General features: G+C 42.4%; 24 protein-coding genes. 12 read left to right on the top strand and 12 right to left on the bottom strand.

Features of this window, described 5'->3' with window-relative positions; all coding sequences use genetic code 11:
• Positions 1–36: 36 nt before the first annotated feature.
• Genes ACI2JM_RS11470 through ACI2JM_RS11460 form a run of 3 tightly spaced genes read right to left on the bottom strand, consistent with a single transcriptional unit; the run spans position 37 to position 3,659 of the window.
• On the bottom strand, positions 37–2,088 hold the full coding sequence (locus ACI2JM_RS11470; protein ID WP_404644406.1) for a TRAP transporter permease: 2,052 nt from the start codon (positions 2,086–2,088) through the stop codon (positions 37–39).
• 10 nt (positions 2,089–2,098) lie between these two features.
• On the bottom strand, positions 2,099–2,659 hold the full coding sequence (locus ACI2JM_RS11465; RefSeq protein ID WP_404644293.1) for a DUF1850 domain-containing protein: 561 nt from the start codon (positions 2,657–2,659) through the stop codon (positions 2,099–2,101).
• Positions 2,640–3,659, bottom strand: a complete 1,020-nt coding sequence (locus ACI2JM_RS11460; RefSeq protein WP_404644292.1) for a TAXI family TRAP transporter solute-binding subunit — start codon at positions 3,657–3,659, stop codon at positions 2,640–2,642. The genes ACI2JM_RS11465 and ACI2JM_RS11460 overlap by 20 nt, the downstream gene beginning before the upstream one ends.
• A 517-nt stretch (positions 3,660–4,176) precedes the next feature.
• On the opposite strand from ACI2JM_RS11460, the gene mtnP reads away from it, so the two are divergent.
• Positions 4,177–5,082 carry an S-methyl-5'-thioadenosine phosphorylase gene (gene mtnP / locus ACI2JM_RS11455; protein WP_404644290.1) on the top strand — a complete coding sequence of 302 codons (906 nt, stop codon included), beginning with the start codon at positions 4,177–4,179 and terminating at the stop codon, positions 5,080–5,082.
• Positions 5,083–5,195: 113 nt separating this feature from the next.
• On the opposite strand, the gene ACI2JM_RS11450 is transcribed toward mtnP, so the two are convergent.
• Genes ACI2JM_RS11450 through arsS form a run of 4 tightly spaced genes read right to left on the bottom strand, consistent with a single transcriptional unit; the run spans position 5,196 to position 8,493 of the window.
• Complete coding sequence (locus ACI2JM_RS11450; RefSeq protein ID WP_404644288.1) at positions 5,196–5,834, bottom strand: TIGR04282 family arsenosugar biosynthesis glycosyltransferase; 639 nt, start codon at positions 5,832–5,834, stop codon at positions 5,196–5,198.
• Between the two features lie 34 nt (positions 5,835–5,868).
• Complete coding sequence (locus ACI2JM_RS11445) at positions 5,869–6,579, bottom strand: TIGR04283 family arsenosugar biosynthesis glycosyltransferase (protein ID WP_404644286.1); 711 nt, start codon at positions 6,577–6,579, stop codon at positions 5,869–5,871.
• 39 nt (positions 6,580–6,618) lie between these two features.
• The gene (locus tag ACI2JM_RS11440) at positions 6,619–7,482 is read right to left on the bottom strand and encodes a DUF547 domain-containing protein (RefSeq protein WP_404644284.1); all 864 of its coding nucleotides are present in this window, start codon (positions 7,480–7,482) and stop codon (positions 6,619–6,621) included.
• Positions 7,483–7,494: 12 nt separating this feature from the next.
• Positions 7,495–8,493 (bottom strand): arsenosugar biosynthesis radical SAM (seleno)protein ArsS, encoded by a 999-nt coding sequence (gene arsS / locus ACI2JM_RS11435; protein WP_404644282.1) that lies wholly within the window; start codon positions 8,491–8,493, stop codon positions 7,495–7,497.
• Positions 8,494–9,029: 536 nt separating this feature from the next.
• Here arsS and ACI2JM_RS11430 point away from each other — a divergent pair.
• The 7 genes from ACI2JM_RS11430 (at position 9,030) to ACI2JM_RS11400 (ending at position 16,703) form a co-directional block, all read left to right on the top strand.
• A complete protein-coding gene (locus tag ACI2JM_RS11430) occupies positions 9,030–10,763 on the top strand; it encodes an amidohydrolase (protein ID WP_404644280.1) in 1,734 nt (577 codons plus the stop codon).
• 135 nt (positions 10,764–10,898) lie between these two features.
• Positions 10,899–11,855 (top strand): alpha/beta fold hydrolase, encoded by a 957-nt coding sequence (locus ACI2JM_RS11425; protein WP_404644278.1) that lies wholly within the window; start codon positions 10,899–10,901, stop codon positions 11,853–11,855.
• Between the two features lie 143 nt (positions 11,856–11,998).
• Positions 11,999–12,820 carry a 2,3,4,5-tetrahydropyridine-2,6-dicarboxylate N-succinyltransferase gene (gene dapD / locus ACI2JM_RS11420; RefSeq protein ID WP_045445317.1) on the top strand — a complete coding sequence of 274 codons (822 nt, stop codon included), beginning with the start codon at positions 11,999–12,001 and terminating at the stop codon, positions 12,818–12,820.
• Between the two features lie 241 nt (positions 12,821–13,061).
• Entirely contained in the window at positions 13,062–13,793 is a 732-nt protein-coding gene (gene queE / locus ACI2JM_RS11415) for a 7-carboxy-7-deazaguanine synthase QueE (protein WP_404644276.1), read from the top strand.
• A 61-nt stretch (positions 13,794–13,854) separates the two neighbouring features.
• The gene (locus tag ACI2JM_RS11410; RefSeq protein ID WP_404644274.1) at positions 13,855–15,009 is read left to right on the top strand and encodes a multidrug resistance efflux transporter family protein; all 1,155 of its coding nucleotides are present in this window, start codon (positions 13,855–13,857) and stop codon (positions 15,007–15,009) included.
• A 131-nt stretch (positions 15,010–15,140) separates the two neighbouring features.
• Positions 15,141–15,776 carry a trimeric intracellular cation channel family protein gene (locus ACI2JM_RS11405; protein WP_201539950.1) on the top strand — a complete coding sequence of 212 codons (636 nt, stop codon included), beginning with the start codon at positions 15,141–15,143 and terminating at the stop codon, positions 15,774–15,776.
• A gap of 261 nt (positions 15,777–16,037) precedes the next feature.
• Positions 16,038–16,703 carry a trimeric intracellular cation channel family protein gene (locus ACI2JM_RS11400; RefSeq protein ID WP_404644272.1) on the top strand — a complete coding sequence of 222 codons (666 nt, stop codon included), beginning with the start codon at positions 16,038–16,040 and terminating at the stop codon, positions 16,701–16,703.
• A gap of 73 nt (positions 16,704–16,776) precedes the next feature.
• Here the strand turns inward: ACI2JM_RS11400 and recJ are convergent, their stop codons facing one another.
• Positions 16,777–18,606 carry a single-stranded-DNA-specific exonuclease RecJ gene (gene recJ / locus ACI2JM_RS11395; protein WP_404644270.1) on the bottom strand — a complete coding sequence of 610 codons (1,830 nt, stop codon included), beginning with the start codon at positions 18,604–18,606 and terminating at the stop codon, positions 16,777–16,779.
• Positions 18,607–18,919: 313 nt separating this feature from the next.
• On the opposite strand from recJ, the gene ACI2JM_RS11390 reads away from it, so the two are divergent.
• Positions 18,920–19,435, top strand: a complete 516-nt coding sequence (locus tag ACI2JM_RS11390; RefSeq protein WP_055123847.1) for a hypothetical protein — start codon at positions 18,920–18,922, stop codon at positions 19,433–19,435.
• Between the two features lie 281 nt (positions 19,436–19,716).
• Here the strand turns inward: ACI2JM_RS11390 and ACI2JM_RS11385 are convergent, their stop codons facing one another.
• The gene (locus tag ACI2JM_RS11385) at positions 19,717–20,031 is read right to left on the bottom strand and encodes a hypothetical protein (protein WP_404644268.1); all 315 of its coding nucleotides are present in this window, start codon (positions 20,029–20,031) and stop codon (positions 19,717–19,719) included.
• A gap of 204 nt (positions 20,032–20,235) precedes the next feature.
• Here ACI2JM_RS11385 and ACI2JM_RS11380 point away from each other — a divergent pair, with 204 nt between their 5' ends.
• The 3 genes from ACI2JM_RS11380 (at position 20,236) to ACI2JM_RS11370 (ending at position 22,860) form a co-directional block, all read left to right on the top strand.
• A complete protein-coding gene (locus tag ACI2JM_RS11380; protein WP_404644266.1) occupies positions 20,236–20,457 on the top strand; it encodes a hypothetical protein in 222 nt (73 codons plus the stop codon).
• Positions 20,458–20,652: 195 nt separating this feature from the next.
• Positions 20,653–21,042, top strand: coding sequence for a hypothetical protein (locus ACI2JM_RS11375; protein WP_045451282.1), 390 nt, complete (start codon positions 20,653–20,655; stop codon positions 21,040–21,042).
• Between the two features lie 153 nt (positions 21,043–21,195).
• Positions 21,196–22,860 carry an alkaline phosphatase D family protein gene (locus tag ACI2JM_RS11370; protein ID WP_404644264.1) on the top strand — a complete coding sequence of 555 codons (1,665 nt, stop codon included), beginning with the start codon at positions 21,196–21,198 and terminating at the stop codon, positions 22,858–22,860.
• A 137-nt stretch (positions 22,861–22,997) separates the two neighbouring features.
• Here ACI2JM_RS11370 and ACI2JM_RS11365 read toward each other — a convergent pair whose 3' ends face one another.
• From ACI2JM_RS11365 to ACI2JM_RS11355, 3 genes are all read right to left on the bottom strand, one after another.
• Positions 22,998–23,375, bottom strand: a complete 378-nt coding sequence (locus tag ACI2JM_RS11365; protein WP_404644262.1) for a hypothetical protein — start codon at positions 23,373–23,375, stop codon at positions 22,998–23,000.
• Between the two features lie 277 nt (positions 23,376–23,652).
• Entirely contained in the window at positions 23,653–24,705 is a 1,053-nt protein-coding gene (locus tag ACI2JM_RS11360) for a pyridoxal phosphate-dependent aminotransferase (protein WP_404644260.1), read from the bottom strand.
• A 546-nt stretch (positions 24,706–25,251) separates the two neighbouring features.
• Positions 25,252–26,304, bottom strand: coding sequence for a pyridoxal phosphate-dependent aminotransferase (locus ACI2JM_RS11355; RefSeq protein ID WP_404644258.1), 1,053 nt, complete (start codon positions 26,302–26,304; stop codon positions 25,252–25,254).
• Positions 26,305–26,407: the final 103 nt, after the last annotated feature.

Raw genomic sequence — 26,407 nt, 5'->3', positions numbered from 1 at the left:
CTTTAACGAATTATTAAAACCTTTAACCGCAACGCCTTAAATGGTTAAAGTTGGCGTTGGTTCGCCACTGTTTCTAGTATTAAGGATGGCGATAGCAATAACGATCATGCCACCCACTAGACCAGTCGTTATTCCAGGATAGATTAATAGCAAAGCTCCGATTGCCAAAACAACGCGTGTTACTGGGCTCATATCGCTTTTAAAATAACCCTCTAATGCTGCACTAAGCGCGAGAACACCCGTAATTGACGTCAATACTACCGTGACAATATCGATAATAGGTGGTAGCGGGAAGTCCTTAGCAGTTACCGCAAGCCCAGTAGGATCAATCATTAACATCGCTGGACTATAGATAAACATAAACGGCACGATAAATCCGGCGAGTGCCAATTTGAGAGATAAGAACCCTGTCTTCATCGGATCGCCACCAGATATGCCCGCACCAGCAAAGGCGGCTAGACACACAGGCGGTGTAATATTGGCAAAGATACCAAAATAAAAAACAAACATATGCGCTGATAAAATTGGAATATCAAAGCCAGCTAAGGCTGGTGCTGCCATCGTTGCTGTAATAATATATGCAGGAATAGACGGTAGTCCCATGCCCAATACCATCGAGGCAAGCATGGTCAAAATGAGCGTGAAAAATAACGACCCTGCACCAAGTGTGACAATTGATGAGGTCATCACCGTTCCAAAGCTGGTTAGACTCACGACTCCGATGATAATACCGACGACTGCACAGGCAGCCATTACCGCGAGCGACTGGCGTGCGCCATCTTCTAATGCACCCAGAATGTCAGAGAAACCCATTCTAGTCTCTTTTCGCAGCATACTAACCACGACAGTAAAACCAATGGTATAAGCCGCTGCATAACCAACGGGCACATTTCTAATTAATAAGAAAATCAAAAATACAATCGGTAGCAGCATATGACCGCGAGCTTTTAACACTTCTTTGACAGCTGGCAAGCTTTCTTTAGCGATACCTTTTAGATCGCGACGACCAGCGCGAAAATGCACCTGCGCAATGACGCCAAGATAATACAATATCGCGGGTAATAATGCTGCCAACGCAATCGTGCTGTACGGCAAGCCTGTTGTTTCTGCCATGATAAAGGCACTCGCGCCCATAATTGGTGGTAATATTTGCCCGCCAACAGAGGCACTTGCCTCTACTGCACCGGCAAAATCTTTGTGGTAACCAACCTTTTTCATGAGCGGAATGGTAAACGCACCAGTACTGACTACGTTTGACAAAGCAGAGCCATTAATACTGCCCATAAAGCCACTGGAGATGACCGCTACTTTTGCCGGACCACCTTTTTTATGACCCGCAATTGCCAATGCTAAATCATTAAACAGCTGTCCCATCCCTGAGCGCGCTAAGAATGCACCAAAAAGAATGAATAAGAAGATAAAAGTGACCGATGCACCAATCGCAACAGAGTATAAGCCTTCGGTTTTTAGGAATAATTGACCAAAGATATCACCCATGTCATAAGGACGCGTCAGCAGCCTATCGGGCATAAAGTCTAAGTGGCTGACAAACGGATAGGCCAAAAATATCCCTGCCAATATCGGTAAAATCCAACCTGTGATACGGCGACTGCCTTCTAATACGCAGACCACCGTAATCAGCGAAAATATCACATCCATCTGATTGGCCATACCGCCACGTGAGGTCACGATATCTTGATACTCATATATGAGATAAGCCATGCCAGACAATGACAGAGCAAACCAAATCCAGTCATACCATGCAACGCGCTGACGGCTGCTTTTTTTACTTGCGGGGAAAATTAAGAAAATTAAGGCAAAACCAATACCCACGTGTACAGAACGCTGTAGCAGCGCTGGCATGGGATTAAAAGTGATATATAAATGAAACAGTGAATATAAAATGCAAAGTCCAGCGATAAAATACTTCACTGGTCCTTGAGTGATGTGCCTTGTGATGGATTCTCTATCATACTTTTCTAATATGGCTTTATTGTGGGCTTGCGCCTCAAGTTCAGCGTCGACATGAGTATCAGCATCCGTGTTGGAATGTATAGGCAAGTCGTTATTGATATGGTTATCTGACATCGTTGTCACATTATTGTGATCCATCACTTGGGAGTTCATGACACAAATCCTTGTTAAATCTATCAATGAAACCATACGTTGTCGGCATGATCGTTACTTCAGAATAGTCTGGCACCCAGCGATGAATGAGCATCTGGTAGTTACCATAGTCAATCTCACCTTTGGTAAGCCGTGAGACCACCCAATTGAGCTTAGGCAATTTCTCATTGATTTGATAACCCAGATAACCAGGTTTTTGTATGGGAGCAAGCGCTTCGGTTGAGGGTGTACCCGCCCCAAAAGCTTCAAAATAAGTGGTGGTCAGCAGCAATGCAGCGTCTTCTGTACTGCTGCCGTCTATACGTTGGTATTGCTCTTCCCACCATTGTTTTTCTACAGAGTGTATCCAGCGCAGTTGAAAATTTGGCTCTACGAAGTAGCAAACTTTATCATTAGCAACATCGATGCCTGCGACACGCACTTCCACCACAGGCTGACGGACAAAGAGATGCCATAGCGTAAAAAAAACCAGCGCGGCAATGCCTGCCACGCCAATTAATAACCCTAATCGCTTATTTAGCTGCTTGCTCATCATAGTACTTTTTAGCGCCAGGATGGATAGGTGCGACCATACCTTCACGAGCGGTTGCTAAGCTAATATCATTGGCCGCTTGGTGCGCTGTTTTTAGACCGTCTAAATTGTCAAATAATGCTTTGGTCAGCTTGTAACCATCTGCTTCAGACAACTCAGAGCTAACCAATAGAGCATTCATGATTGCTGCGGTTGGAATCGCGGCGTCATTGCCATAAGTGCCAGCAGGAATCTCAAAGGTCTTAAAGTAAGGCTTGGTTGCGATGATTTCTTTTAGCTTGTCTTGATTGATGGTGATCAACTGTAAGTCTAGACCCTGCTCTAGCTCCATCAATGAAGAGTTTGGCAGACCACTACTAAAGAAAGCTGCTTCAATTTTACCCGCTTTCATACCGTCCGCTGCTTCCGCAAAGCCTAAATAATCAACGGTCACATCATCATATGTGATACCAAACCCTTCTAATAGCGTCCGAGCATTTACTTCTGTGCCAGAGCCTTGATCGCCCACAGCGATGCGCTTACCACGTAGGTCTTCAATATTTTTGATGCCAGATTTTTTGGTGGTGACAATTTGCACCACATTAGGGTACAAGACCGCAATCTGTTGTATGTTGGTTATCGGCTTATCAAAGTTGTTTTTGCCTTCGATCGCGTCGGTGACCACATCACTAAGCGCCAACACCATATCAACCTTTCCTTGAGTCAATAGATTGACGTTTTCGACTGAAGCGCCAGTGGTTTGCGTTTTTGAGTTGACCCCAAAGGTTTTGACATAGACTTCTGATAAGGAAGTGCCGATGATGTTATAAGGGCCAGATGCTCCGCCAGTGGCGATGGTAAGAAACTTGGTGTCCAGCTTGTCGGCGGCAGTGTCAGTAGCAGCGCTATCTGTTGCCGTACTGTCTGTACTTTCTGAACTTGGTGATGAGCATGCTGTCAGACCTAAAGTGGCGCTTAACATTGCTGATAAAAGTAACGGGGATTTTAGAGAGTTGAGCATTGAATTCATCCTTGAAATAATCGAGTTAATACACTTAACGGCATCAATATATCAATAGTGATGCGTTACAGACCTGTAATAATATAGCAATTCTTGCTATAAATAAACTGCCATCCAGATTCCCTCTACACTCACACTTTGTATGCGAAGCTATTTAAGTAAAGGAGCAGCCGTTCTTGTAATGAATTAATAGCCAAATATAGTTTTGCTATGCGGAACAATGTTTCATTAGACAATTCATTTAAACAAAGTCTGTGTCTATTGTAAACCTTTATAATCATCTAAATATAAACAAGACTATTTGTTATTTGACCAAAAAATACTGATATAAAATGACTAGATGGTAGCTCTTAATGCACTTTTACCATACTGTAGGCTTGATTATATTTTATATATAAACCCTAAGCCGTTATCTTGTAAGGCAGCTCACTTAAAGTAGATCCCGTCTAAATTTATAAATTCGTCACCACATATCTTGGCAACGTTATCTGTTACTCTAAAAATAGGGAAAACCTTTATGACAATATCTAGTGTAGAAAAGTCAGCGGCAGTATCAGCATTAGTATCTGCCGATATCGCCATCATTGGCGGTAGTGGTCTTTATCAGATGCAAGATTTAACCAATAAACATAGTGTCAGCATATCGACGCCTTACGGTACACCTTCTGATGATATTGTCTTAGGTGAATTAAATGGCGTAAAGGTCGCCTTTCTAACTCGTCATGGTCAAGGTCACAAGCTCACACCTTCCGAAGTGCCTTATCGTGCCAATATTTATGCCCTCAAAAATTTGGGCGTACGTTACGTCATTTCGGTATCGGCAGTGGGGTCGCTAAGAGAAGCGCTTAAGCCCTTAGATATGGTCATTCCCGATCAAATGATCGATATGACTAAGTATCGAAACAGCAGTTTCTTTGGGGAAGGCGCAGTGGCACACGTCGCGATGGCTGATCCTTTATGTCCTAAAGTCGCGGATATTCTAACGCGTGCTTATACTCAGGCGCAGATAGCCGAAGGTCAATGTCATGCAAAAGCCACTTATATCTGTATCGAAGGGCCGCAGTTCTCCACTCGTGCAGAGTCACACTGGTACCGCCAAATGAACACTGACATCATTGGTATGACCAATATGCCAGAGGCTAAGCTTGCTCGTGAAGCGAGTATGGCTTACGCAACGCTAGCATTGGTCACAGATTTTGATAGTTGGCACCCTACCGAAGAAGCCGTTAGTGCAGACTATGCCATAAAAAACCTAATGAAAAATGCGGGTAATGCGCAGCAGGTCATCAAAGAAGCGGTTGCTTTGTTAGCTGCTGAACAGCCTGACTCTATTGCCCATACAGCTTTAGCTCAAGCGTTAGTCACGCCAGTAGAGGCGATGAGTGAAGATACTAAAACCAGACTTTCAGCATTATTGCCTTAGCCATACCAGTTTATGATTACCAAAAAGCCATCGAACTATAATCAACCTAATAGGGTCAACAAAATAGCTCGATGATTTTTTCATACCTAAAAACCCTAAATGATAAGGCATTCTCAATTCTCAATAACTTTATAACCATCAAGCCAGCCATTTGGTAAGTACCGCAAATCTTCAGGCTCATCAATATCAGGCAAAGGTGCTAACAACGCTACAGACCAGCTCAATTCTGCCAAGCGCTGTTGAGTAACCTTTGCGACGCTCGCCGTACTCCATTCGATAGTGCTAAATAAACGAGCAGCAACTTGCTTAAAACCAAACAGTGCATAGCCACCATCAAAAGCAGGAATCATGACGCTATCTTGTGTTTCTAACTGCTGGGCAGCCTGTCGAATACGAATGGTTGTAAGACTCGGACAGTCCGTACCTATCAAGATAACTTGCTCGAAACATGCTAAGGCTTGCTGACTGGCGGTTAACATACGCAAACCCAAGTCTCCCTCTGCTTGCGCTGAATAATGCAGTGAGTCAGGCAAATTAAGCGCTTGCCAGCATGGATCTGTCGGCGCAGGACTGACACATAACTCAACCGTGAAGCCAGTAGCGACGGCTTGTTCTATACTATGCAATAGCAGTCTACGTGCCACTTGCGCAGCACCTTCAATGCCAAGAGCCGGCTGTAAGCGCGTTTTTGCCATGCCCTGTGCGGGGAATTTGGCAAAGAGAATAATGCAAGTTTGTTGGTTTTGATTCATGGTAAGAGCTTATTCTTTGTAAGAGCTTATTCTTTTATTTATAATAACGCGCTTTGATATTATCAGCTGATACGCCGCGCCAATAATCAAAACGTAGATGCCACATCAAAATAATGATCCGCCAAGTGCCGTGCTGTTGCCAGCGTCTTGCTGATGTGATGACTTTACTTTTTAAACAAGCAGGTTTAGCAATACCTTTTAACTGTTTGCAAAGCTCAATATCTTCCATCAACGCTTGGTTAGGATAGCCACCAATTTGCTTAAATAAAGACTGGCTAATAAAAATAGCTTGGTCGCCTGTCGCGATTCCGCTCAACCGTGAGCGCCAATTAATCATTTGACTGACCAATCGCAGTGTCGGTTGACGACTGGCTATTTGCACATCAAAACGTCCCCACTCTGCCCGTTTCATCGCTTCAGAAACGCTCTCGATAGCATTCAGTGGCAATTGCGTATCGGCATGCAAAAAAAGCAATACCTCACCAGTTGCTAACGCTGCGCCTGTATTCATTTGCAGCGCGCGCCCTGCTTTAGACTCAGTCATTTGCCAATCAATTTTACGATTATTATCAAGTATTAACTCATTAATAAAACTTTGGATTATGTCAATAGAATCATCGTTTGAACCACCATCGACCACTATCACTTGCTGCGGGTTTGGATTTAGCCTATTGATATTATCAAACAATAAAGGCAAATTATCTGCCTCATTGAGTACTGGAATAATGATAGAAACCGTTGCCATAGCCGTCATAGTTAGCAGTACTCTTACTTGTTATTACCATTATTTCTTATTAAGTCTCCAATTATAATTGGTATAGCCAATCTTCGTTTTACCCGCTTTTAGATCAGTGGTTTGCGACTTATTAAGCCCTAAAGACGAGCTGTAACGAGCCAAAAACCCTTCTAAATCATTAGTACCGCGCCAGTTAGTCTCAAAGTCTTCTTTATACCATTTAAAAATTGGTGATATCTCTAACGTATTACCTTTGAGACGATTACGACTACTATCTGCAAGGAATTTACTGGTCACTTGCTCCAACTGTTTATCCAATTTACTACCTGTAAAAGCATCATTCAACAATGCTGGACAGCCAATACTCGCACAGTTTACGGCAAAGTGAATACGTGGTTCGTTATAGCGTTTGGAGCCACGGATTAGATTGTGCTCGATGTCATCAAGCGAGCGCTTTTTGCCTAATAGCGTGATAAAATCTTGTTTCCATGGCGAACCAAATATTCCACCAATATCTTTAATCGACTTGATGTTAGGATATTTAGTCAAGACTAGCTCTACAGTGCCAGCGTTATAGACGTTGATCAAAAATGCCAATTGCTCATCTTTACTCCAACCATTAAACTCTGATTGACTGACTTTGCTAGTTGCTGCCATGTAGCTATCAAGCTTGCTCTTATCGGCTTTCATACCGTTGTAATTAACGACTGAGGCTTTGCCACCATTAGTCATAGTGACGTTTTTATTCAGTAAACTATCCCAAGTGCTGTGATTAAAATCCGCATAACTTGCCATACTGGCTAACAGGATAGAAGTGGTCACTGCCGTTTTGATTAATAAACCACTGCTTAAAAAAAGGCTTTTACTATTAAGTCTTGTACTATTAAATCTTCGGCTATTCAATACTGACATGAGTCACTCCATTTAAATCAATGATATTTTTTCTATCGTCTGATCTGTTGTCTCTTCTTCTAGCGCACCACCGCAGCTACTTCCTTGCCCTGCCGTACAGCCATAGCAATGATCTGCAATGGCAATATCATCGCCAGCAGGATTTTGTGTTAATAAATCGCTTAGATGCCGACGGGACTTATTGGGCAATGGAATCTCTAATTGCTGGTTAAAGTCACAATCAAATAACTCTCCTAACCAATTAACACTGATGGTCGATCGGCACATGACTTCGGTTAAATTGGCGGCCACGTAATTGGCTTTGAGCAAATCCATATAGGGATGGAATTGGTTTTTAGCCAATAGCACCGCACCAAAACGCTGAATGGGCATATTGGTCAAGGCAAATAACTGATGGAATTCGATATCAAAATGTTCTTTTAACTCGTGCTTATAATCTGCTTCTAGTTGTTGCTGATTGGGCGGCAGCGTCGCACCTTGCGGGTTATAAACGAGGTTCAGCGTGAATTCTGACCCTTTCTTGCCGTAGCCGAGCGCATTGATTTTATGCAATCCCAATATACTGTCATCAAATGCGCCTTTACGGCGTTGCTTATCGACATTTTCTAATGAATAACATGGCAGAGAAGCCACCACTTCGACCGCATTGTCTGCCAAAAACTGTGCCATGTCCTCAAAGCCTTCTTCCATCAGGATAGTCAGATTACAGCGATCAATTACTTTTACACCCAAGGCACGTGCGGCTGTGACCAAATACTTAAAGTCTTCATGCATCTCAGGCGCACCGCCCGTTAAATCAAGCGTCTCGATATTTTGTGCTTGCAAGACTTCTAGAATCAACTCAACAAGCTCACGCGACATCATCTCTGTGCGGTAAGGACTGGCAGCCACATGACAATGCACACAAGACATATTGCATAAGTAACCCATATTGACCTGTAGCGTGGTTAACTCACGACGTTTGATCGCTGGGAAATCCGTGTGCTCGAGTAATTCGATAGTTGATTTCATAATGGTATAAAACCCCGTTGGTAGCACCTCTAAAGCAAAAAGGATGACGCAAAAATAAAAGGTTAAAAAAAGACAAATTCACACGCAAGCAATTGCTTTTTATGACTATTTCATAAAATTATCATCTCATTTTTAGCCTTATCACTTTACGCTTTATCTAATTAATCATACCTGATTGTGAAACAATATTGACAACTAATATCGTGATTTTCATCTTTTATGCCAAATGAGCATGACGTCTCGTAGGATGTCATACAGCGCTTGTCAATTTGCATTTTAAGATATTATATTCAGCAGCTTTATAGATCGACCTTCTCCTCCAATTGGCAATGCCACAGTTGTCAGTGCAAAACTCTTAAATAGCATTGACCGCACAAGGCTTTATCGCTAAATTGGTTGCAACATTCCTATCTTTTAAAACAACAGTCACTGATAAAATATGAATACTTTTAGAATATAGAAAGCCCACCACGTACCAATGCTTATGACACACGGATGTAAGCATCAAATCACCTTTTAAGGATAACGTAATGAATATGAGCACATTACTAAAACCAACTGTACTGAGCATTGGATTAATGAGTGTCATAGGTTGCACTACCATGCAGACCGCGCCCAAGGATATGAGCAACTCAGCAACTGTCTATTACAATGGCAACATCATCACGATGGAGGGCGATCAGCCACAAATGGCTGAAGCCTTAGTCACTCAAGCGGGCAAGATTGCCTATGTGGGCAATTTACAAGAGGCACAATCGAAATATAAAAATGCCGCGCAGATTAATCTACAAGATAAAACCTTATTACCCAGCTTTATCGATCCGCACAGTCATTTTGATATGGTGTCGAACACCATGGGTCAGGTCAATCTCAACCCGCCGCCCATCGGTCAAGTCGATAGTATTCCCAAAATGATGCAAACGCTAAAAGATTATAAAGTGGACAATAACATTGCTGATGGCGATTGGATATTTGGTTGGGGTTATGATGAAACTCAGCTCGCTGAGGGGCGTCATCCGACCAAAAGTGAAATTGATAAAGTATTGCCAAACAATCCAGTGTATTTACAACACACAAGTGGTCACATGGGCGTGGCAAATAGCAAGGCGCTGGCCATGATGAACATCACTGCTGACAGTAAAAATCCACCAGGCGGTAATATTGCTCGAATTAAAGGCTCTAATGAACCAAACGGTCTCGTACAAGAAACGGCGATGTATCCGTTCGTGCGCAATATGCTAGAAGTGTTAGCGCCGAATCAAGGCAAATTCTTTGAGCAGACGCAAGAGTATTATGCAAAGAATGGCATAACGACGGCACACAATGGCTCAACGGCTCGAAACACTATTCAGTTTTTTCAAAAACAAGCCGATGCAGGTAAGCTCAAAATTGACTTGGTCGCACTAGCAGGAGTGAGTGACTTAGATGAGAATTTGGCTGATAAAAACTTCGTCTGGAAGACCTATCAAAACGGTTTTAAAGTACAGGGTACCAAAATCGTCGCAGATGGCTCGCCACAAGGCAAGACCGCCTATTTTAGCCAACCTTATCTCACACCGGTTCCAGATTGTGAAAAGGACTGCCGCGGTCTACCAAGTGTCGGCCAAGATGAGCTGAACGAGATGTTTGTCAAAGCCTATGCTCGTGACAATCAGCTCTTTATCCATAATAATGGTGATGGCGCAACCGATATGCTCATCAAGGCACACGAGTATGCCGTCAAAAAGACTGGTCAAGCAGCTGATAAAGATCGCCGTACTGTGCCCATTCATGCTCAATTTGCCCGACCTGATCAGCTAGCCGCATTCAAAAAATACAATATGGTACCGTCCTTCTTTACCAACCATACTTACTTTTGGGGAGATGTACACGTTAAAAACTTAGGTAAAAAACGTGCCGACTTTTCAAGCCCGATTGCCACTGCTGATAGAATGGGACTTAGATACACCAATCACTCTGATGACACAGTGACACCTGTTGACCCGATATTTACAGTCTGGTCAGCAGTCAATCGTACTTCGCGCTCAGGTAAAATCATTGGTAAAAATGAGCGAGCGACGCCGTATCAAGCGTTAAAGGCCATTACCAGCAATGCCGCTTATGAGTATTTTGAAGAAGACAGCAAAGGCACTTTGACGCCAGGGAAACTGGCTGATTTGGTTATCTTGGATGCCAACCCATTAACTATAGAGGCAAGCAAGCTCAAAGACATCAAAGTCATCACAACCATTAAAGAAGGTCAAACGATTTACCAACGTCCAGTACAATAGTTCATGGTAAGCGCCGTATAATAAGCCAAATTTTAGCAGGCGATTTCAAATTGTCATGCCTGCTATTCATTAAGATGATAAACCATTAAAGCCATTTATTAAAAACATTCATTAAAACTGTTTAAGGAATCCTATATGAGTACCAACACCGATACAGGTAGCGACCACATTCTCTCCTCCGATAATATTCATTACTTGCATCATAATTTTTTTGAACCAAGCCATGAAAACACAGCGGTAAAAGCCACATTACTGATTGTCCACGGTATGGCAGAGCATAGCGGACGTTACGCAGACTTCGCTCAGTTTTTAGCGAATAATGGTATCGCAGTGGCAACTTATGACCATTTGGGACATGGAAAGACCGTCAAAACATCAGCAGATTTAGGTTTTTTTGGTGAAGAGCATCCAGTACAGTCCCTGCTAAAAGACGTCATTGTCATGGCAGATAGCTTAAAAAACCGCCATCCTGACGTGCCGCACTTTGTGATGGGTCACTCTATGGGCTCGTTTATTGTGCGTAATGTCCTAAAGCACCATGCACACAATTTTACAGGTGCTATTTTGATGGGTACAGCAGATGCCAACCCCTTGACTAAAGTACTACTCCCAGTCAATAAAGTACTGGCAAAAGTAGCCCCTAAAAAACCAAATGCAATATTTGCCAAGGTGATGAATAAAGTCTTGAATAGTAAGCTTGAAGATCGCATCTCTTCATCAGAATTTGCATGGTTAACTGAAAATCCTGCTGCCATTGAAGCCTATGAAGCGGATCCCTTAACGGGCTTTGATTTCACCAATAATGGCTTTATGACATTATTCTTTCTGATGGAAACTGGCTTAAACAAAGGCTGGGCAATGACTATTCCAAAAAACTTCCCGATGCTATTTATCAGCGGCGAAGATGATCCTATCGGAGATATGGGCAACGGCATTCGCAAAATTGTCACGCGCTTAAACAAGCAAAATTTCAGTCAAGTAGATATCCAACTCTACCCAAACATGCGTCATGAGCCTTTGCATGAAAAAGACCACCAAACAGTTTATGAAGATATCTTAGAATGGATAGAAAGCCATAGCTCAGACAATTAACCGCAGCGCTCATCTTGGCGGTTAACTCGTTTGCTAAAAGTCGCCAAATTAGCGACAATACGGCAAGCAAGTTTTTACGCCAAGTCATGCGAGTTATTTAACGATAATATATGCTTTACCTTCCACTAACTTTAGGAACCTTTATGTCATTACAACAAACCATCGAACAAGCCTTTGAAAAACGCAACGAATACAGCCCAAGCACGATGCCACAGGACGTGCGTGATGCTATTAATCAAGTACTTGAGCAATTAGATAACGGCACATTGCGCGTTGCAGAAAAAAAGGATGGCGAATGGGTCGTGAACCAGTGGGCAAAAAAAGCCGTTTTGCTCTCTTTTCGCTTAAACGACAACTATGTTCAGGCAGCGGGCGAACATGTGCAATTCTATGACAAAGTGCCGACTAAGTTTGCCAACTGGACCGAAGCACAGTTCAAAGAATCAGGCGTACGTGTTGTACCACCCGCTGTTGCTCGTAAAGGTTCATACATCGCAGCAGGTGCAGTTTTGATGCCATCGTATGTCAACATCGGCGCGTATGTCGATCAAGGCGCGATGGTAGATACGTGGGCGACCGTGGGTTCATGTGCCCAAATTGGTAAAAATGTGCATTTATCAGGTGGCGTTGGTATCGGCGGCGTATTAGAGCCATTGCAAGCGAATCCAACAATTATTGAGGACAATTGCTTCATCGGTGCACGTTCTGAAATCGTTGAAGGCGTAATCGTCGAAGAAGGCGCTGTTATCTCGATGGGTGTATTTATTGGTCAATCAACGCGCATTTATGATCGCGAAACGGGTGAGATTCATCGTGGCCGTGTACCAGCAGGCTCTGTTGTCGTACCGGGTAGCTTGCCATCAGAAGATGGTACGCATAGCTTATATGCTGCTATCATCGTCAAAAAAGTCGATGCACAAACCCGCGCTAAAACATCAGTCAATGAGCTATTGCGTTTAGCCTAGTATTTTTAATACTTAGAGTCTCGTACCCAAACCGTACGGACAGCGACAGATCCTCTTTATTAAAGACGCTGAAGAAAACTTCAGCGTCTTTTTTGCAGCTTAATAGAGGGTGGTGCGTTATAATCCCTTTTTTTGGTTTGGCTTTATCCAAACGCAAAACGCCCATACCAGAACCTGCCTTTTTATTACGATTGATAAATGCCTCATCCCATTAGCAATCTTTAACTGTATTTGACATATTATGAGTGAATCACTATTACGCACCGCCGCCATTCCTGTCACTGACCCTGAAGCAGGTCTACGTTTGACAGAAATTTTTTATTCTTTGCAAGGTGAAGCGCTGACCTCAGGCTTGCCAACGATATTTGTACGCTTGACTGGCTGTCCACTTCGCTGTGTCTATTGCGATACTGAATACGCCTTTACTGGCGGCGAGCGGCAGTCGCTAGAAACCATTATAGAGACCATCAAAAGCTATCCTTGCAAGCGTATTTGTCTGACTGGCGGAGAGCCTTTAGCTCAGCCGAACGCCATTGAGCTGATGAAGCGCTTACTGAGCGACGGTTATGAAATCTCGCTTGAAACCGCAGGCGCGCTCACGGTAGCAAACGTGCCAAAAGCCGTCAGTAAAGTCATGGATCTCAAAACGCCAAGCTCAGGTGAAGTCGATAAGAATCTATGGTCAAATCTCGACCACCTCACTCAGCATGACCAAATTAAATTTGTCATTATGAATCGTGAAGATTACGACTGGTCGAAAACCAAGCTGTCTGAGCATAAATTAAATGAATTGGTCGATACGGTTTGGTTTTCGCCGATGTTTAATGTCGCAGAGGATATCGACGACGAAGTCAGCCCCGATATACCTGTGTTGGCGCGCGAACTTGCAGAATGGATGTTGGCTGACGCGCTGCCCGTACGCTTCCAATTGCAACTGCATAAAATCATCTGGGCAGATGCTAAAGGTAAATAATAGTCCAATCATCTAAACGGATATTCAACATAAATAGCGACCCAAGGATAGGAATATAGGTATGGTCAAACTCATTTTATTGGGCTTATTATCGGGGGCATTTTTTAGCTCGACGTTTGTGTTAAACGAAGTTATGAGTGCGGCTGGTGGGCATTGGTTTTGGTCAGCTAGCCTTCGCTATGCATTTATGTGGCTAATACTCACGGCTATTATAATTATGCAGCATGGTTTTGGGCGTATTACAGAGCTGATGACTATATTCCGTCAACATTGGGGCTTTTGGTGTATTACGGGCAGTATTGGTTTTGGAATTTTTTATACAGGAATATGCTACGCGGCTGATCATGTCGCAGGCTGGGTAGTCGCCGCGACTTTTATGTTTACAGTGGTCGCAAGCCTACTCGTTTTGCTAGCATTCGGACAACGTTTTGATAAAAAATTCATTGCATATGCGTTATTAGTATTTGCTGGTGTGGTACTGGTCAATATCAGTGAAGGACTGCATGCCGCTTCTTTGCTAGATGCTGATGCAGTGCCTATGAAAGATATGCTGCTTTATGGTGCCGTGCCTGCCCTAATAGCCGCCTTTAGCTATCCCATTGGTAACCAGTTGGTTTGGCAGGTATCTTACAACGCTCGCAAGCGTAGTGCCGAGCCTACTAGCACTCAAAAAATTGATATCCAAGCCAACGAGATTAGTAAAAAAACCACCTCACTTATTACAGAAGCACCTGCGTTGTCAGCCGATATGAGTTATACGGCGGACGCGGTCGATTCCTTAAACCTTAACCACCCCACTCAAACCTTGCCGAGCTCTTTGCTGCAAACTTTAATCTCACGTATACCTGCTATCGAAACCACCCTCCTACAAAATGCCTTTAACAAAGTATGGTTAATGACCTTGGGCAGTCTGCCATTTTGGTTGGTTTTGGGTCTTGTCGTTCATCCGGATTTGCCTGATACTAAGCAGGTATTCAATACCTTACTTGTGGCTCTATTGGCAGGCGTGGCGGCAACCAGCATCTTTTTATATGCCCGTGAAAAAGCGGAAACTTCGAGCGAAGTGGCTGGGGTTGATGCCACTCAGGCAAGTGAAGTGATATTTGCCTTAATTGGCGGTATGCTATTGCTCAATAATACTTTGCCATCAGCGATGGGTTTAATAGGTATTGCTCTGATTATCGTTGGGCTTATTCTATTTGCAAAAGATGGCTAAACTACTACCTAAAGTTAGGTTAACTCTACTTAAATTATTGATATAAACAACTTCAAAACCAAACTAATCTAGCCCAGCCCAGCCCAGCCCAGCCAATCTATTTTGATGGCCATTATATTGGTAATATAATCATGGTTAATGATTTAATTTTTCCTGATATTTTATTATATTTATTAGATATGGTTGGTGTGATTGCTTGTGCGATCGCAGGTACACTGCTGGCACAGCACAAAGGCTTTGATATTGCTGGCTGTATCTTGGTTGCGATGGTCAATGCTATCGGCGGCGGTACACTACGTGATATGGCGCTAGACCGTCATCCATTATTTTGGATGACTGACCTCAATTATGTGATCGTCATCACAGTGACATCGCTTATTTTACAAATATTCTTTCATCTGTATCATAAAATTGATAAGGCATTGAAGCTGTTTGATGCCATTGGGTTGGCGGCTTTTAGCGTGATTGGTTTTAAGATAGCATTGACACAAGATATGTCAGCTATTATCGCTATTATGATGGGGGTTTGGACGGCTATTATTGGTGGTCTGCTACGCGATATCATCTGTAATGAGATACCACTGTTACTTCAACGCGAGATTTATATCTCTGCTAGTATTGTAGGTTCGATCACTTATCTGCTGCTTGATCGTTTGGGTGTAAATGCTGGATTGAATGAATTTATTATGCTGGGCGTTATCTTTGCTGTACGGATGCTAGCATTGCGTTTTGATTGGCACCTGCCTTCTATACGTTTGGTGAAATAAGACCGATATATATGGTTTAAACACTAGAGCGTGTCCTCAATTCAATCGTTTACTTTCTAAATGGGCTAAAAATAGCTAAATTTTGCCAAACATCGTCAAATAGCTTCTTAATATCTCGATATTATGTGCGCTACTTTCCTTGTTTGACGGCAATTTATCTCATTTTTATCACCATTTTTAAAATGAGGACACGCCCTAAGCTCTACTGCATTGGCTAAAAATAATCAGACAATCATCATACAAACTTAGTGAGACTTGCTCATGCTGGCTATCGCATTGAACCCTTCAGCACTAATCACTACGTTTGACCCACGCTCTCTCATTTATCTTTTTGATATGATTGGTATTATCGCTTGTAGTATTTCAGGCACGATACTGGCAAAACATAAAAATTTCGATGTTTTTGGTTGTTTACTGGTGTCTATTGTCACCGCTATCGGTGGCGGCACTGTGCGTGATGTCATTTTAGATCGCCATCCACTATTTTGGATGGTAGATATGAGCTACCTGACTGTTATCACCCTCTCTTCATTAGTGATGCAAATATTCTTTCACCCCAACTCTAAACGCGTTAATAAGTTCCTCAAACTCTCAGATACTATTGGACTGTCAGTTTTTACCTTAATCGGTATCAAGGTTGCCGATAGTATGGGCGCAAATGTGCCCGTGGCATTATTACTTGGGGTGATCACCATTATTATCGGCGGTATTATTCGCGATATGATCTGCAATGAGATTCCGCTGGTGTTGCAGCAAGAGATTTATATTTCGGCAGCTTTGGCTGGCGGCATCCTTTATTTCGCACTACACAATCTGGGTGTGACAGCTTGGATTGCTGACATCGCTACTATGGGTACGATTTTTACCTTACGCATGCTCGCTATTCGTTATGACTGGCAATTTCCAACCATCGAATGGAAATACTAAAAAAGCGTCAACCTTAAACAAAGTCGACGCTATATTTGCTACTTATTAAGTATCTTATAATAAGATAATGCCATCATTCCTGTATGACTGCTAAATCCCTTACCATCAACTGTAGACTTTGTTTGCCGTTCCACTCGTTGATGTCTAGCTGAAATAGTACATGCACTTTTTCTGCACGATAATCCCATATCTCGCTATCAAAGTTAAAATAAATTGATTCAATCGGATATTGCACATCAGGGTAACGCAGCGACAGTTTAAGATGCTTGTCTTTTAATATCTTAAAGCTTAACACTTCAAAGACCCCATCAAATATTGGCGTTGCAAAGCCATGACCCCAAATATTGGCATCAGCTAGGTGTTCAGCAAACCACAAGCTAAAGTCACTCGCCTGCAACGCGCCATCAGTGAATTTTTGCTCAGCAAACACTTCATTATCCATCTGTGCCATGACGTCATTAAAAGCCATAACAAACCCATCAAAGTTACGACGTTTGATCGTTAAGCCTGCTGCCATCGCATGACCACCAAAATGACTGATTAAATCAGGATGGCGCTCGGCAACCTGCTCAATCGCATCACGAATGTGCACGCCAGCGATAGAACGCGCCGAGCCTTTGATAGGGTCATCTTCAGCGGTACGCTCTGTATTCGCGGGTGCAAAAACGATACTTGGCAAATAATGACTTTCTTTTAACCGTCCAGCGACGATGCCGATGACGCCTTGATGCCAATCATCTTGGTATAAAACGATACTGCGTTTATGATTATTATTCGTCTTTTTCTCAGATCTATTTTGAATAATAACATCGCCGCTGTCATGATTATCTGCTGTAGTCTCATCGTCCATGTCTGTATCCGCAGCGGCTAATGTCTGTACGATGTTATCCGCTTGCGCGCGCATCTCGCCTTCTACCTGCCGACGCGTCCGGTTTAACTGCTCAAGCTCTTGCGCCAAACGCTGCGCCGTACCCCAGTCCTCCGTCAACAAACACTCAATACCGATGCGCATATTGTCCATACGACCAGCGGCATTGATACGAGGTCCTAAGACAAACCCAAAATCCTGTGCCTGCAACTGCTTAGGATCTCGCCCTGCTTGTTCAAGGAGTGCCAAGATACCGAGCGAGCAGCGCCCTTGGCGGATAGCCGCCAGTCCATGATGCACTAAAATGCGATTATTTTTATCAAGCACCCCAACGTCGGCAATCGTTCCTAATGCCACCAAATCCAAATATTGACTCACTTGCACGGTAGATTTACCGGCTTCGCGGCGCAGCTTGGCTAAGCGTCCAAGCACATAAAATGCCACGCCCACCCCTACGAGCGCTTTACTGCTAAAGTGACAATCGAGCTGATTGGGATTAACCACAGCCTCCGCAGGCGGTGTTTCTTTAGTCGTCAAATGATGATCAGTAATAATCACGGTGATGCCATCGGCTTGCGCACGTTCCACGCCTTCATGGCTTGAGATACCGTTATCGACGGTCACTATCACCTCAGGATGATACTTCTCAATACCCAATTCAACAATTTCTGGTGTCAAACCATAGCCGTACTTAAAACGGTCGGGCACTAAAAAGCCAACGACTGCGCCCATTTTTGTGAGCGCGCGCATCATCAATGCGGTACTGGTCGCACCATCACAGTCAAAATCACCCACGATAAGGATACGCTGACCGTCATCGATGGCAACGTCTAATAGACGCACTGCTTCGGTGACACCATGTAGCATTTCGGCTGGCAATAGCGCTGAGAGTTGCGTCTCTAGCTCATCAGGCTGAGTAATGCCGCGACCTGCATACAGGCGGGCAAGCGTCAATGATTGGGCGGCAAGTGGTTGCAGCGCGGCGGGCAACTCGTCGATGCGAGTGCTGGTATAACGGGGGGTTAAATTTAGCATGTGCATATTCTACTGGCTTTGGCAGAGGGTCACAATGACAATTTTTGGCGGCTTGGTTTATCGTTTTTTGTTGCAGCACATTGTGATAAGCCATATTTTAATACTAGCATAGAGCAAATAATTCATACGCTGTGCATATAATATGCATAATATTTCATTTACAAAAACGGTGTATAGCGACTGCATTTTTCTGCATTTTGCTACAAAGCAATGATTGTATGCCGCTCAGAAATCCATAAAATGGTAAGCAACTGAGATACTTGCTATCTATTGAGATTTGATTTTTTATTTTAACCATTTATAAGGATGCTTTATGAAAACCACACCACTGGCTGAAAAACTACCAAATACCATTGACCCTAGCTTGGATCTTGAACAAGTAAAAAAAGAATGTCAAAAGCTGGTTAAAAAACGCGCCAAATATTCTGCTGGTGTTGCCATCGTTCCTGTACCATTTTTTGATGTGGCAGTAGACGCAGGTATGCTTACTCAACTATTACCTGACATTAGCGAACGATTTGGCTTACTTGAAGATCGTAAGGCGGCAGTTGATTTAGAATCACGAGCCATTCATTGGGGCGCATTAAAAGATCGTACTGTCGATTTTGCAGGGTTGATGGCGACTCGTGGTATTGTTAAAAAGACCGTACAAGGCTTTGGTGGTCGTATCGCTGCCAAACAAGTAACGAAATTCATCCCACTAGGGGGTCAAATGGTTGCTGCTACAATGGGCTATATGATTTTCAAAAAAATCGCCAATGACCACATCAATGAGTGTTACAAGCTTGCAAAAGATATTCAGCAAAAGCAACACGGTAAAAATGTCTAAAACAGTTAAAAAACCGACACTAGGGCGTGTCTTCAATTGAAAAATGGAGATAAGAATGAGATAAATTGCAGTCAAACAAGGAAAGTAGTGCAGATAATATCGGGATATTACCTAGCTATTTAACGACGTTTGACAAAATTTAGCCATTTTTAGCCCATTTAGAGATTTATCGATTGAATTGAAGACACGCCCTAACTTTATAAAATAAAACCAGCTAAGAGCCATTGCCTTAGCTGGTTTTTTTATGCTTAGCTACGCATATATGGGTTTAATTTTTCAATTTAATAACAGCCTTTTTCATAATACATCTCTAACTCAGAATACTCTATGTCACTAATTATAATAATGTTATCGGCATAAGGACGATACTTTCTAACCATTATTTTTGCCGCTGGTTTGTTGTTTATGAGAATTACGCCATCTTTAAGCCGAACATCATCATTGAAAGTAAATCCATCTCCCATAACTTTAGATCCAGCTCCTTTCCAATGACACTGCTGTACGTGATAATCAGACATCACATATACACTCCTGATAAAAAACAGGCTGAGTGTCAAAGCAATTAAAAGACAGGGTATTGATAGCTTTTTATCCATTGAATCTCTAATTGAATTTAGGAAACCTATTTTGATGAAATAAATATTCCTGTCCATGCATGTTTCATGATATCTCGATGCATAGCATTAACAGTGGAAAATAATAAACACGCTACCCAAATATAGCAATACTTCATGAATATTTCACCTCTCTCAGTTAATGAACTCGTTAAAGTAAGATAAATTTTATTCATGGATTCTGGTATGCTGCACTTTAGCGTAGATAGTTATGAGCTAACCTTAACACTGATATTGCTATTGGGTTGCATCATTCTTTTCATCGCGAGTATTTATGACCGTTTTGATGCTTTTTCATGCAAACACCTCACCACTTGGTTATTTATCGTCGGTGGTTTATTGATGATTATCGGCTATATTGGTTATAAAGCCTATGCATATTATCACCCTTATGCGTGGCTGGATTGATAACGTCAAGCTTTGATAAAAAAAGCTTTATTCAATACTAATAATAGTTGGTGGTGTTATTGATAAGTTTTGCTGATAATATACGACCTGCTTGGAGAAAATACGTGTCAATTAGCAAACATCAACTCGTACCAAATGCCAGTTTCTATTAAGCATAAACCTTAAAACCAATAAAAATCTTAAAGGATCAGACTCATGAAAAAAATCTTAATATCAACGGCTATGCTCGCTACTCTTGCTCTATCTGGATGCACAACGACTGGTGGCATGAATAATAATGCAGGTACTGCTATCGGTACTGCAAATGAGATTGGTATGAATGTCTTTAAATCAGCGATTGATAACCAGTGCCGCAGTCAGATTGAAAAGCAAACTGCTTGGCGTGTGGCTAGCGTGGCTATGACCGACACACAACAAGAAGCTGTAAAAAGTAATGTTTGTGGCTGCGTCAGTGAGCAAGCGCCGCAGCAAGTGACACTCGTTGAATTGGGCAATGCTGCTATAGATTCGCAATATCGCACACAGCTGGTCACGAAAGTCGTCGCAAAATCTCTACAAAGTTGCTATACCAGTTTTATGAAATAAACTTGTAATAAGTAGCAAAGCACAGTTTTGACAATGTATTTTTGACGTTGATATTAATATTGACACAGGCTGGGTTAGCGATTGCTTAACCCAGCCTATTCGTATAAATTAGGTGTAAATGAAATGGAATTCACTTGATATCAAGGATGACAAATGAAAAGACGTGCGTTTATAAAATTAGGTGGTCAAGTCACTGTGGCTGGCACTCTACTGACCCAGCTGAGCGCCTGTTCATCAGACGACGATGAAAATATCCAGAGTGATAAATTGGACGTCTTAGATGACTTGGGTTATCAAGGCGCCTCACCTTTTAAGCATGGTATTGCCAGTGGTGACCCTCTACAGGATAGAGTAATACTGTGGACACGAATTACCAATGACGGCAGTATCAGTACCACGAGCATCCCTGTTGGCTATACTATCGCAACAGACCCAGAGATGAAAAAAATCGTTGCTCAAGGAAGAGCATTAGCCACCTCTGAATCTGACTTTACTATCAAAGTCGATCCCAAGTCTCTACAGCCCAATACGACCTATTACTATACCTTTCAAGCATTGGGTTATATCTCGCCCACTGGTCGCACTCGTACTATCCCGCAATCAAACTTACCAGCCAGCCAAGTAGACCGTGTGCGCTTGGCCGTGGTTTCTTGCTCGAACTATGGATTTGGCTACTTCAATGGTTATGCACATATCGCTAAGCAAGCTGATATATCAGCCGTACTGCATTTGGGTGACTATATCTACGAATATCAAGAAGGGTTTTATCGTGATCAATCCTTAATAGAAGAACGTCCTATAGACCCCAAAAACGAGATTATTAGTTTAGAAGATTATCGTCGTCGCTATGCCTGTTATCGCACTGATATTGATTTACAAGAATGCCATCGCCAGCACCCTTTTATCGCCGTTTGGGATGATCATGAGATTGCAGATAACTCATGGAAAGGGGGCGCTGGGTTCCATACTGAAAGCAAAGGCAGCTATATAGAGCGCAAGATGTCAGCGGTTCGAGCTTATCACGAGTGGATGCCTATCCGTGATGATAGCAGCAACGAGCTAGACAGCCAGCTGCGGATTTATCGACGCTTCGAGTTTGGTAAGTTGTTTGATTTGAATATGCTGGACACACGTATATTTGGCCGTGAAAAGCTTGATGCTACTGCCAGTAATGAGCCTGAACGCCAACTATTGGGACTCGAACAAGAGAACTGGCTTCATCTAAACATGCTGGCAGGCAAACGCCGCGATGCCAAATGGCAGATACTGGGGCAGCAAGTCATTTTAGCTCCGTTTAGAGGTGCATCTGCCACCAACTCGGGAGACATATGGAATGGTTACGCCAGTGCTCGCGATCGTCTGCTCAATTTTATTGAAAACAATAATATCGATAATACAGTCGTTCTAACTGGCGACTATCACGCTTCGTTTGCCTTTGATGTCTGCAAAAATCCGTTTGATGGGGACAGCTATAATCCAAGCACAGGTTCAGGATCACTGGCTGTCGAATTCGTCTGCCCTGCTCTAACCTCGCTCTCGTTTCCTGAAAAAGGTGCTGGGCCAGAAGCCAATCCACATCAGAAGTTCAACAACCAAACTGATCACGGCTATATGCTGTTAGATATCACCGAGCAGGCGTTTCAGTGTGAATGGTATTATACTAATACCTTAAAAACACGAGATGATAGTACTAGATTTGCCAAAAGCTTGCTCACTCAAGCACAGGCGAATCATTTAATAGAGGGTGAACAATCTCGCCCTATCACTAACGTCGCTGTATTAGCTGCTGCAAATAAAGCTGTCGGGGTGAAAATATAAGTATCGTTAACTGCAGTAGATATTTAAAGCATCAAAGTAATGTTCATTGAGAATAAAAATTAAAAAGGGTGCGTTATAAATAACCCACCCTTTTTATTGCTAAGTCTTTGTACCATCACTTATCTTATTATTTTGGCTTAGAACTTGTTTTTGTCAACTGGATTCTGTGACAAAGCTGCTGTAAAAGGCAGTATTTTACTGCGGCTAAAATACTTAGAAGAGTCATCAATAATCTTATCTACTTCTTTGATCAAATCATTAATAACGTCATCATAAACACCATGATATAGTTCGGTTTCGAATGCCGTAAAGGGATGCTTACGTGATGCCGAGCCGACCTCTGTCACGCCTTGCTTACTATAAAAAATATCGACTCGACCATCACTGTTGAGTACACAATTTAATACTCCGCCCTCCAGCTCCATCTCTACTCGCTCAGGCATAAAAATATAATCATCTACATTGATGAGTTTTTTTTCTACTTCTCTCTTAAAAAATGATTTGATATCAAACATGGATATATCCCTGACCTTAAAATTATAATATACGTTAGCACGACTGATTTTATGACTATCACCAAGCATTCAACTGCATGCTTGTTCGTTCGTGCTTTATGAATCAATACTATAAGATGACGTGATATTTTTTAAGACAGGATATGTAAAACTGCGTTTGATGTTGGTAAAAATAGAATGTTAGCTGTGGCTTCTTTATCCTATTGCAATAAACAAAGGAAATGGCAAACTAGGCAACTCCCCTTTTCTAATGATAAAACCACTCTATCTGGCTTAATCACACCCAGCCTTTCTCACGAAACGATTTCAACACCTCAACAAACACTGCCATCTCATCAGGTCTGCCAAGCGTCAAACGATTAAAGCCAGTGATAGGCGCAAACTCGCGACCAACAGCGATGCCATGGTCGCACATTCTATCGATATAGGTTTGTACATCGCCTTTGATTTCGTGAAATATAAAGCTGGCTTGTGATGGTAAGTAGCGTAGTCCAAGCTCATTCAACGTCTGCTCAACCAGCTGACGCGATTGATTGGCAGTATGAAAACTCAACGCCAAAAACGCCTCATCATCCAAGGTTGCTATCGCGGCGACAGCACCAGACAGATTGGTGTTATCCACTGAGATAAACGCCTCTAGCTCAGTGATCATTTGCGGACTGGCAACTGCATAGCCGACACGCATACCCGCTAGCGCACACAATTTGGAGAAAGTCCGAACCACGATAATATTGTCTGAGCGCTGCTCTCTTATCCACGCAATCCCACTCTCAAAACTTGGGTCAGTGACATATTCTGAGTAGGCTTCATCTAGCAAGAAATAATGATGGTCTGGTGCTGTTCCTATCCACGATTTTAACTCATCTGTGTCAGTAATCGTCGCTGTTGGATTGTTGGGATTGCAGAGATAAAACAAGCTTATACCATCAAAATCATTAGCCGCTTTTTGCATATTTTGTAAATCAAAAGAATAGCTTTCAGGCATCAGTGCTACTTTTACCACCGGCACATTGATAGAGGTTGCATATAATTCCGCATAAGCAAAGGTTGGGTGCGGCACAATTACTTGGAAGTTTCTGCCTTCTCTTAACGCTTTGTCTTGCAGCATTTGTACGACGGTGCGGATATTCTCACTGGAGCCGCTACCTAGAGATATTTGAATTTCAGTCACGTCATTAATTTTCGCAACTTTAGTGATTAAAGCTGCACGCTGGTCATCTGGATAACGAAAGCCGATATCTAAAGCATCGATAACCGCTTTTTTGGCAGAGTTTGCCATGCCCAATGAGTTTTCGTTAGAGTTTAATTCTATTAATGAATTGGTAAGCACAATAGTAATACGCCTAATTGATACCCATACCAAATTTGCGATGAACAATGTCAAACTCGCTCAGCCAGCGGACGTAGCACTTGCGCTCGTCTTTTTTGCTACTCTGATTATTTAGTAGGGTTTATATATGGATGGTGAGATGCATTCGGATAATAATGGTTATGGTAAGTGGCATTTACCCTGATTACAAGCGCTCTGAGCGATGAAACTCGTTAGCAGCTGTTATGAGTAAGATGCTCATTTATTGATAGTATCCGTTAAATAAAAAAGAGCCACCCTATAGGCAACTCACTTTGTAAAATTCTTAGCATTTTTGCGACTACTAGAGCATGTCCTCATTTCAAAAATGGTGATAAACATGAGATAAATTGCCGTTAAACAAGGAAAGTAGCGCAAATAATATCGAGTATTAAGAAGCTATTTGACGATGTTTGGCAAAATTTAGCCATTTTTAGCCCATTTAGCAAGTAATCGATTGAATTGAGGACACGCGCTAGTCTTGCTAGTTTATCAATATTTCAAATTATCAATTTTTTAATGCACTACTTAGACCCAGCCTTTTTCACGGAACAGCTTTAATACTTTAATAAATGCTGCCATCTCATCAGGTGTGCCAAGCGTCAAGCGATTGAAGCCTGTAATAGGTGGAAACTCGCGACCAACCTTGATGCCATGGTCACGCATTCTATCGATATAAGTTTTTAAATCACCCTTTATTTCATGAAAAATAAAATTGGTCTGTGAGGGTAAATAACGCAATCCAAGGTCATCTAATACTGTCTCAATCATCTGGCGCGACTGATTGGTATTGCGCAAACTTAGCGCTAAAAACTTGGCATCATTTAACGTCGCAATAGCAGCAACCGCACCTGACAAGTTGGTATTATCCATAGACATAAACGCTTCGACACTCTCAATAGCTTGCGGGTTAGAAACTGCGTAGCCCACTCGCATACCTGCTAAGGCACATAACTTTGAGAAAGTATGGATAACAATCAGGTTGTCTGATAACCCTTGTTTCACCCACTCAATCCCACTTTCAAAGCTTGGGTCTGATACGTACTCCAAGTAAGCTTGGTCTAATAAAAAGTAATGGCTATCTGGTGCATTACTTACCCAATTTTTGAGCTTTTGCGTTGATGTAATGATGCCAGTTGGGTTGTTTGGATTGCAAATATAGAGCAGGCTGATGCCATCAAAATCGTCAGCTGCTTTTTGTAATTCATCAAAATCATAATCATAGTTTTCAGCGGTTAATGGTGTTTTGACCACAGGCACGCCAATGGAATTTGCATACATCTCTGCACAATCAAATGTTGGCACAGGAATCACCATTTGAAACTGCTTACCCTCTTTCAATGCTTTGTTTTGCAACATTTGTAAGGTAGCTCGAATATTTTCAGTCGAGCCATTGCCTAAGGAGATTTGGTTTTCTGCCACACCATGGATGGTGGCAATTTTGCTGATGAGCGCCGCGCGTGGATTATCTGGATAACGAAAGCCCTCACCTAAAGACTCTATAATGGCTTGTTTGGCAGAATCTGCCATACCTAGTGAGTTTTCATTCGCATTTAATTCTAAGCATTTATTATTTTGCATGATGGATTATGTGCCTTAACGTCCGTTGTTATAAGTTCATATTGCTCATTGATATCATATTAAGGGGCATTTGGTATAAACACAAGTTTTGATATAACCAATT

Source organism: Psychrobacter sp. NPDC064578, assembly GCF_044901245.1.
GTDB classification, from domain to species: Bacteria; Pseudomonadota; Gammaproteobacteria; order Pseudomonadales; family Moraxellaceae; genus Psychrobacter; species Psychrobacter cibarius_C.
This window is presented reverse-complemented; position numbering and strand designations above follow the sequence as displayed.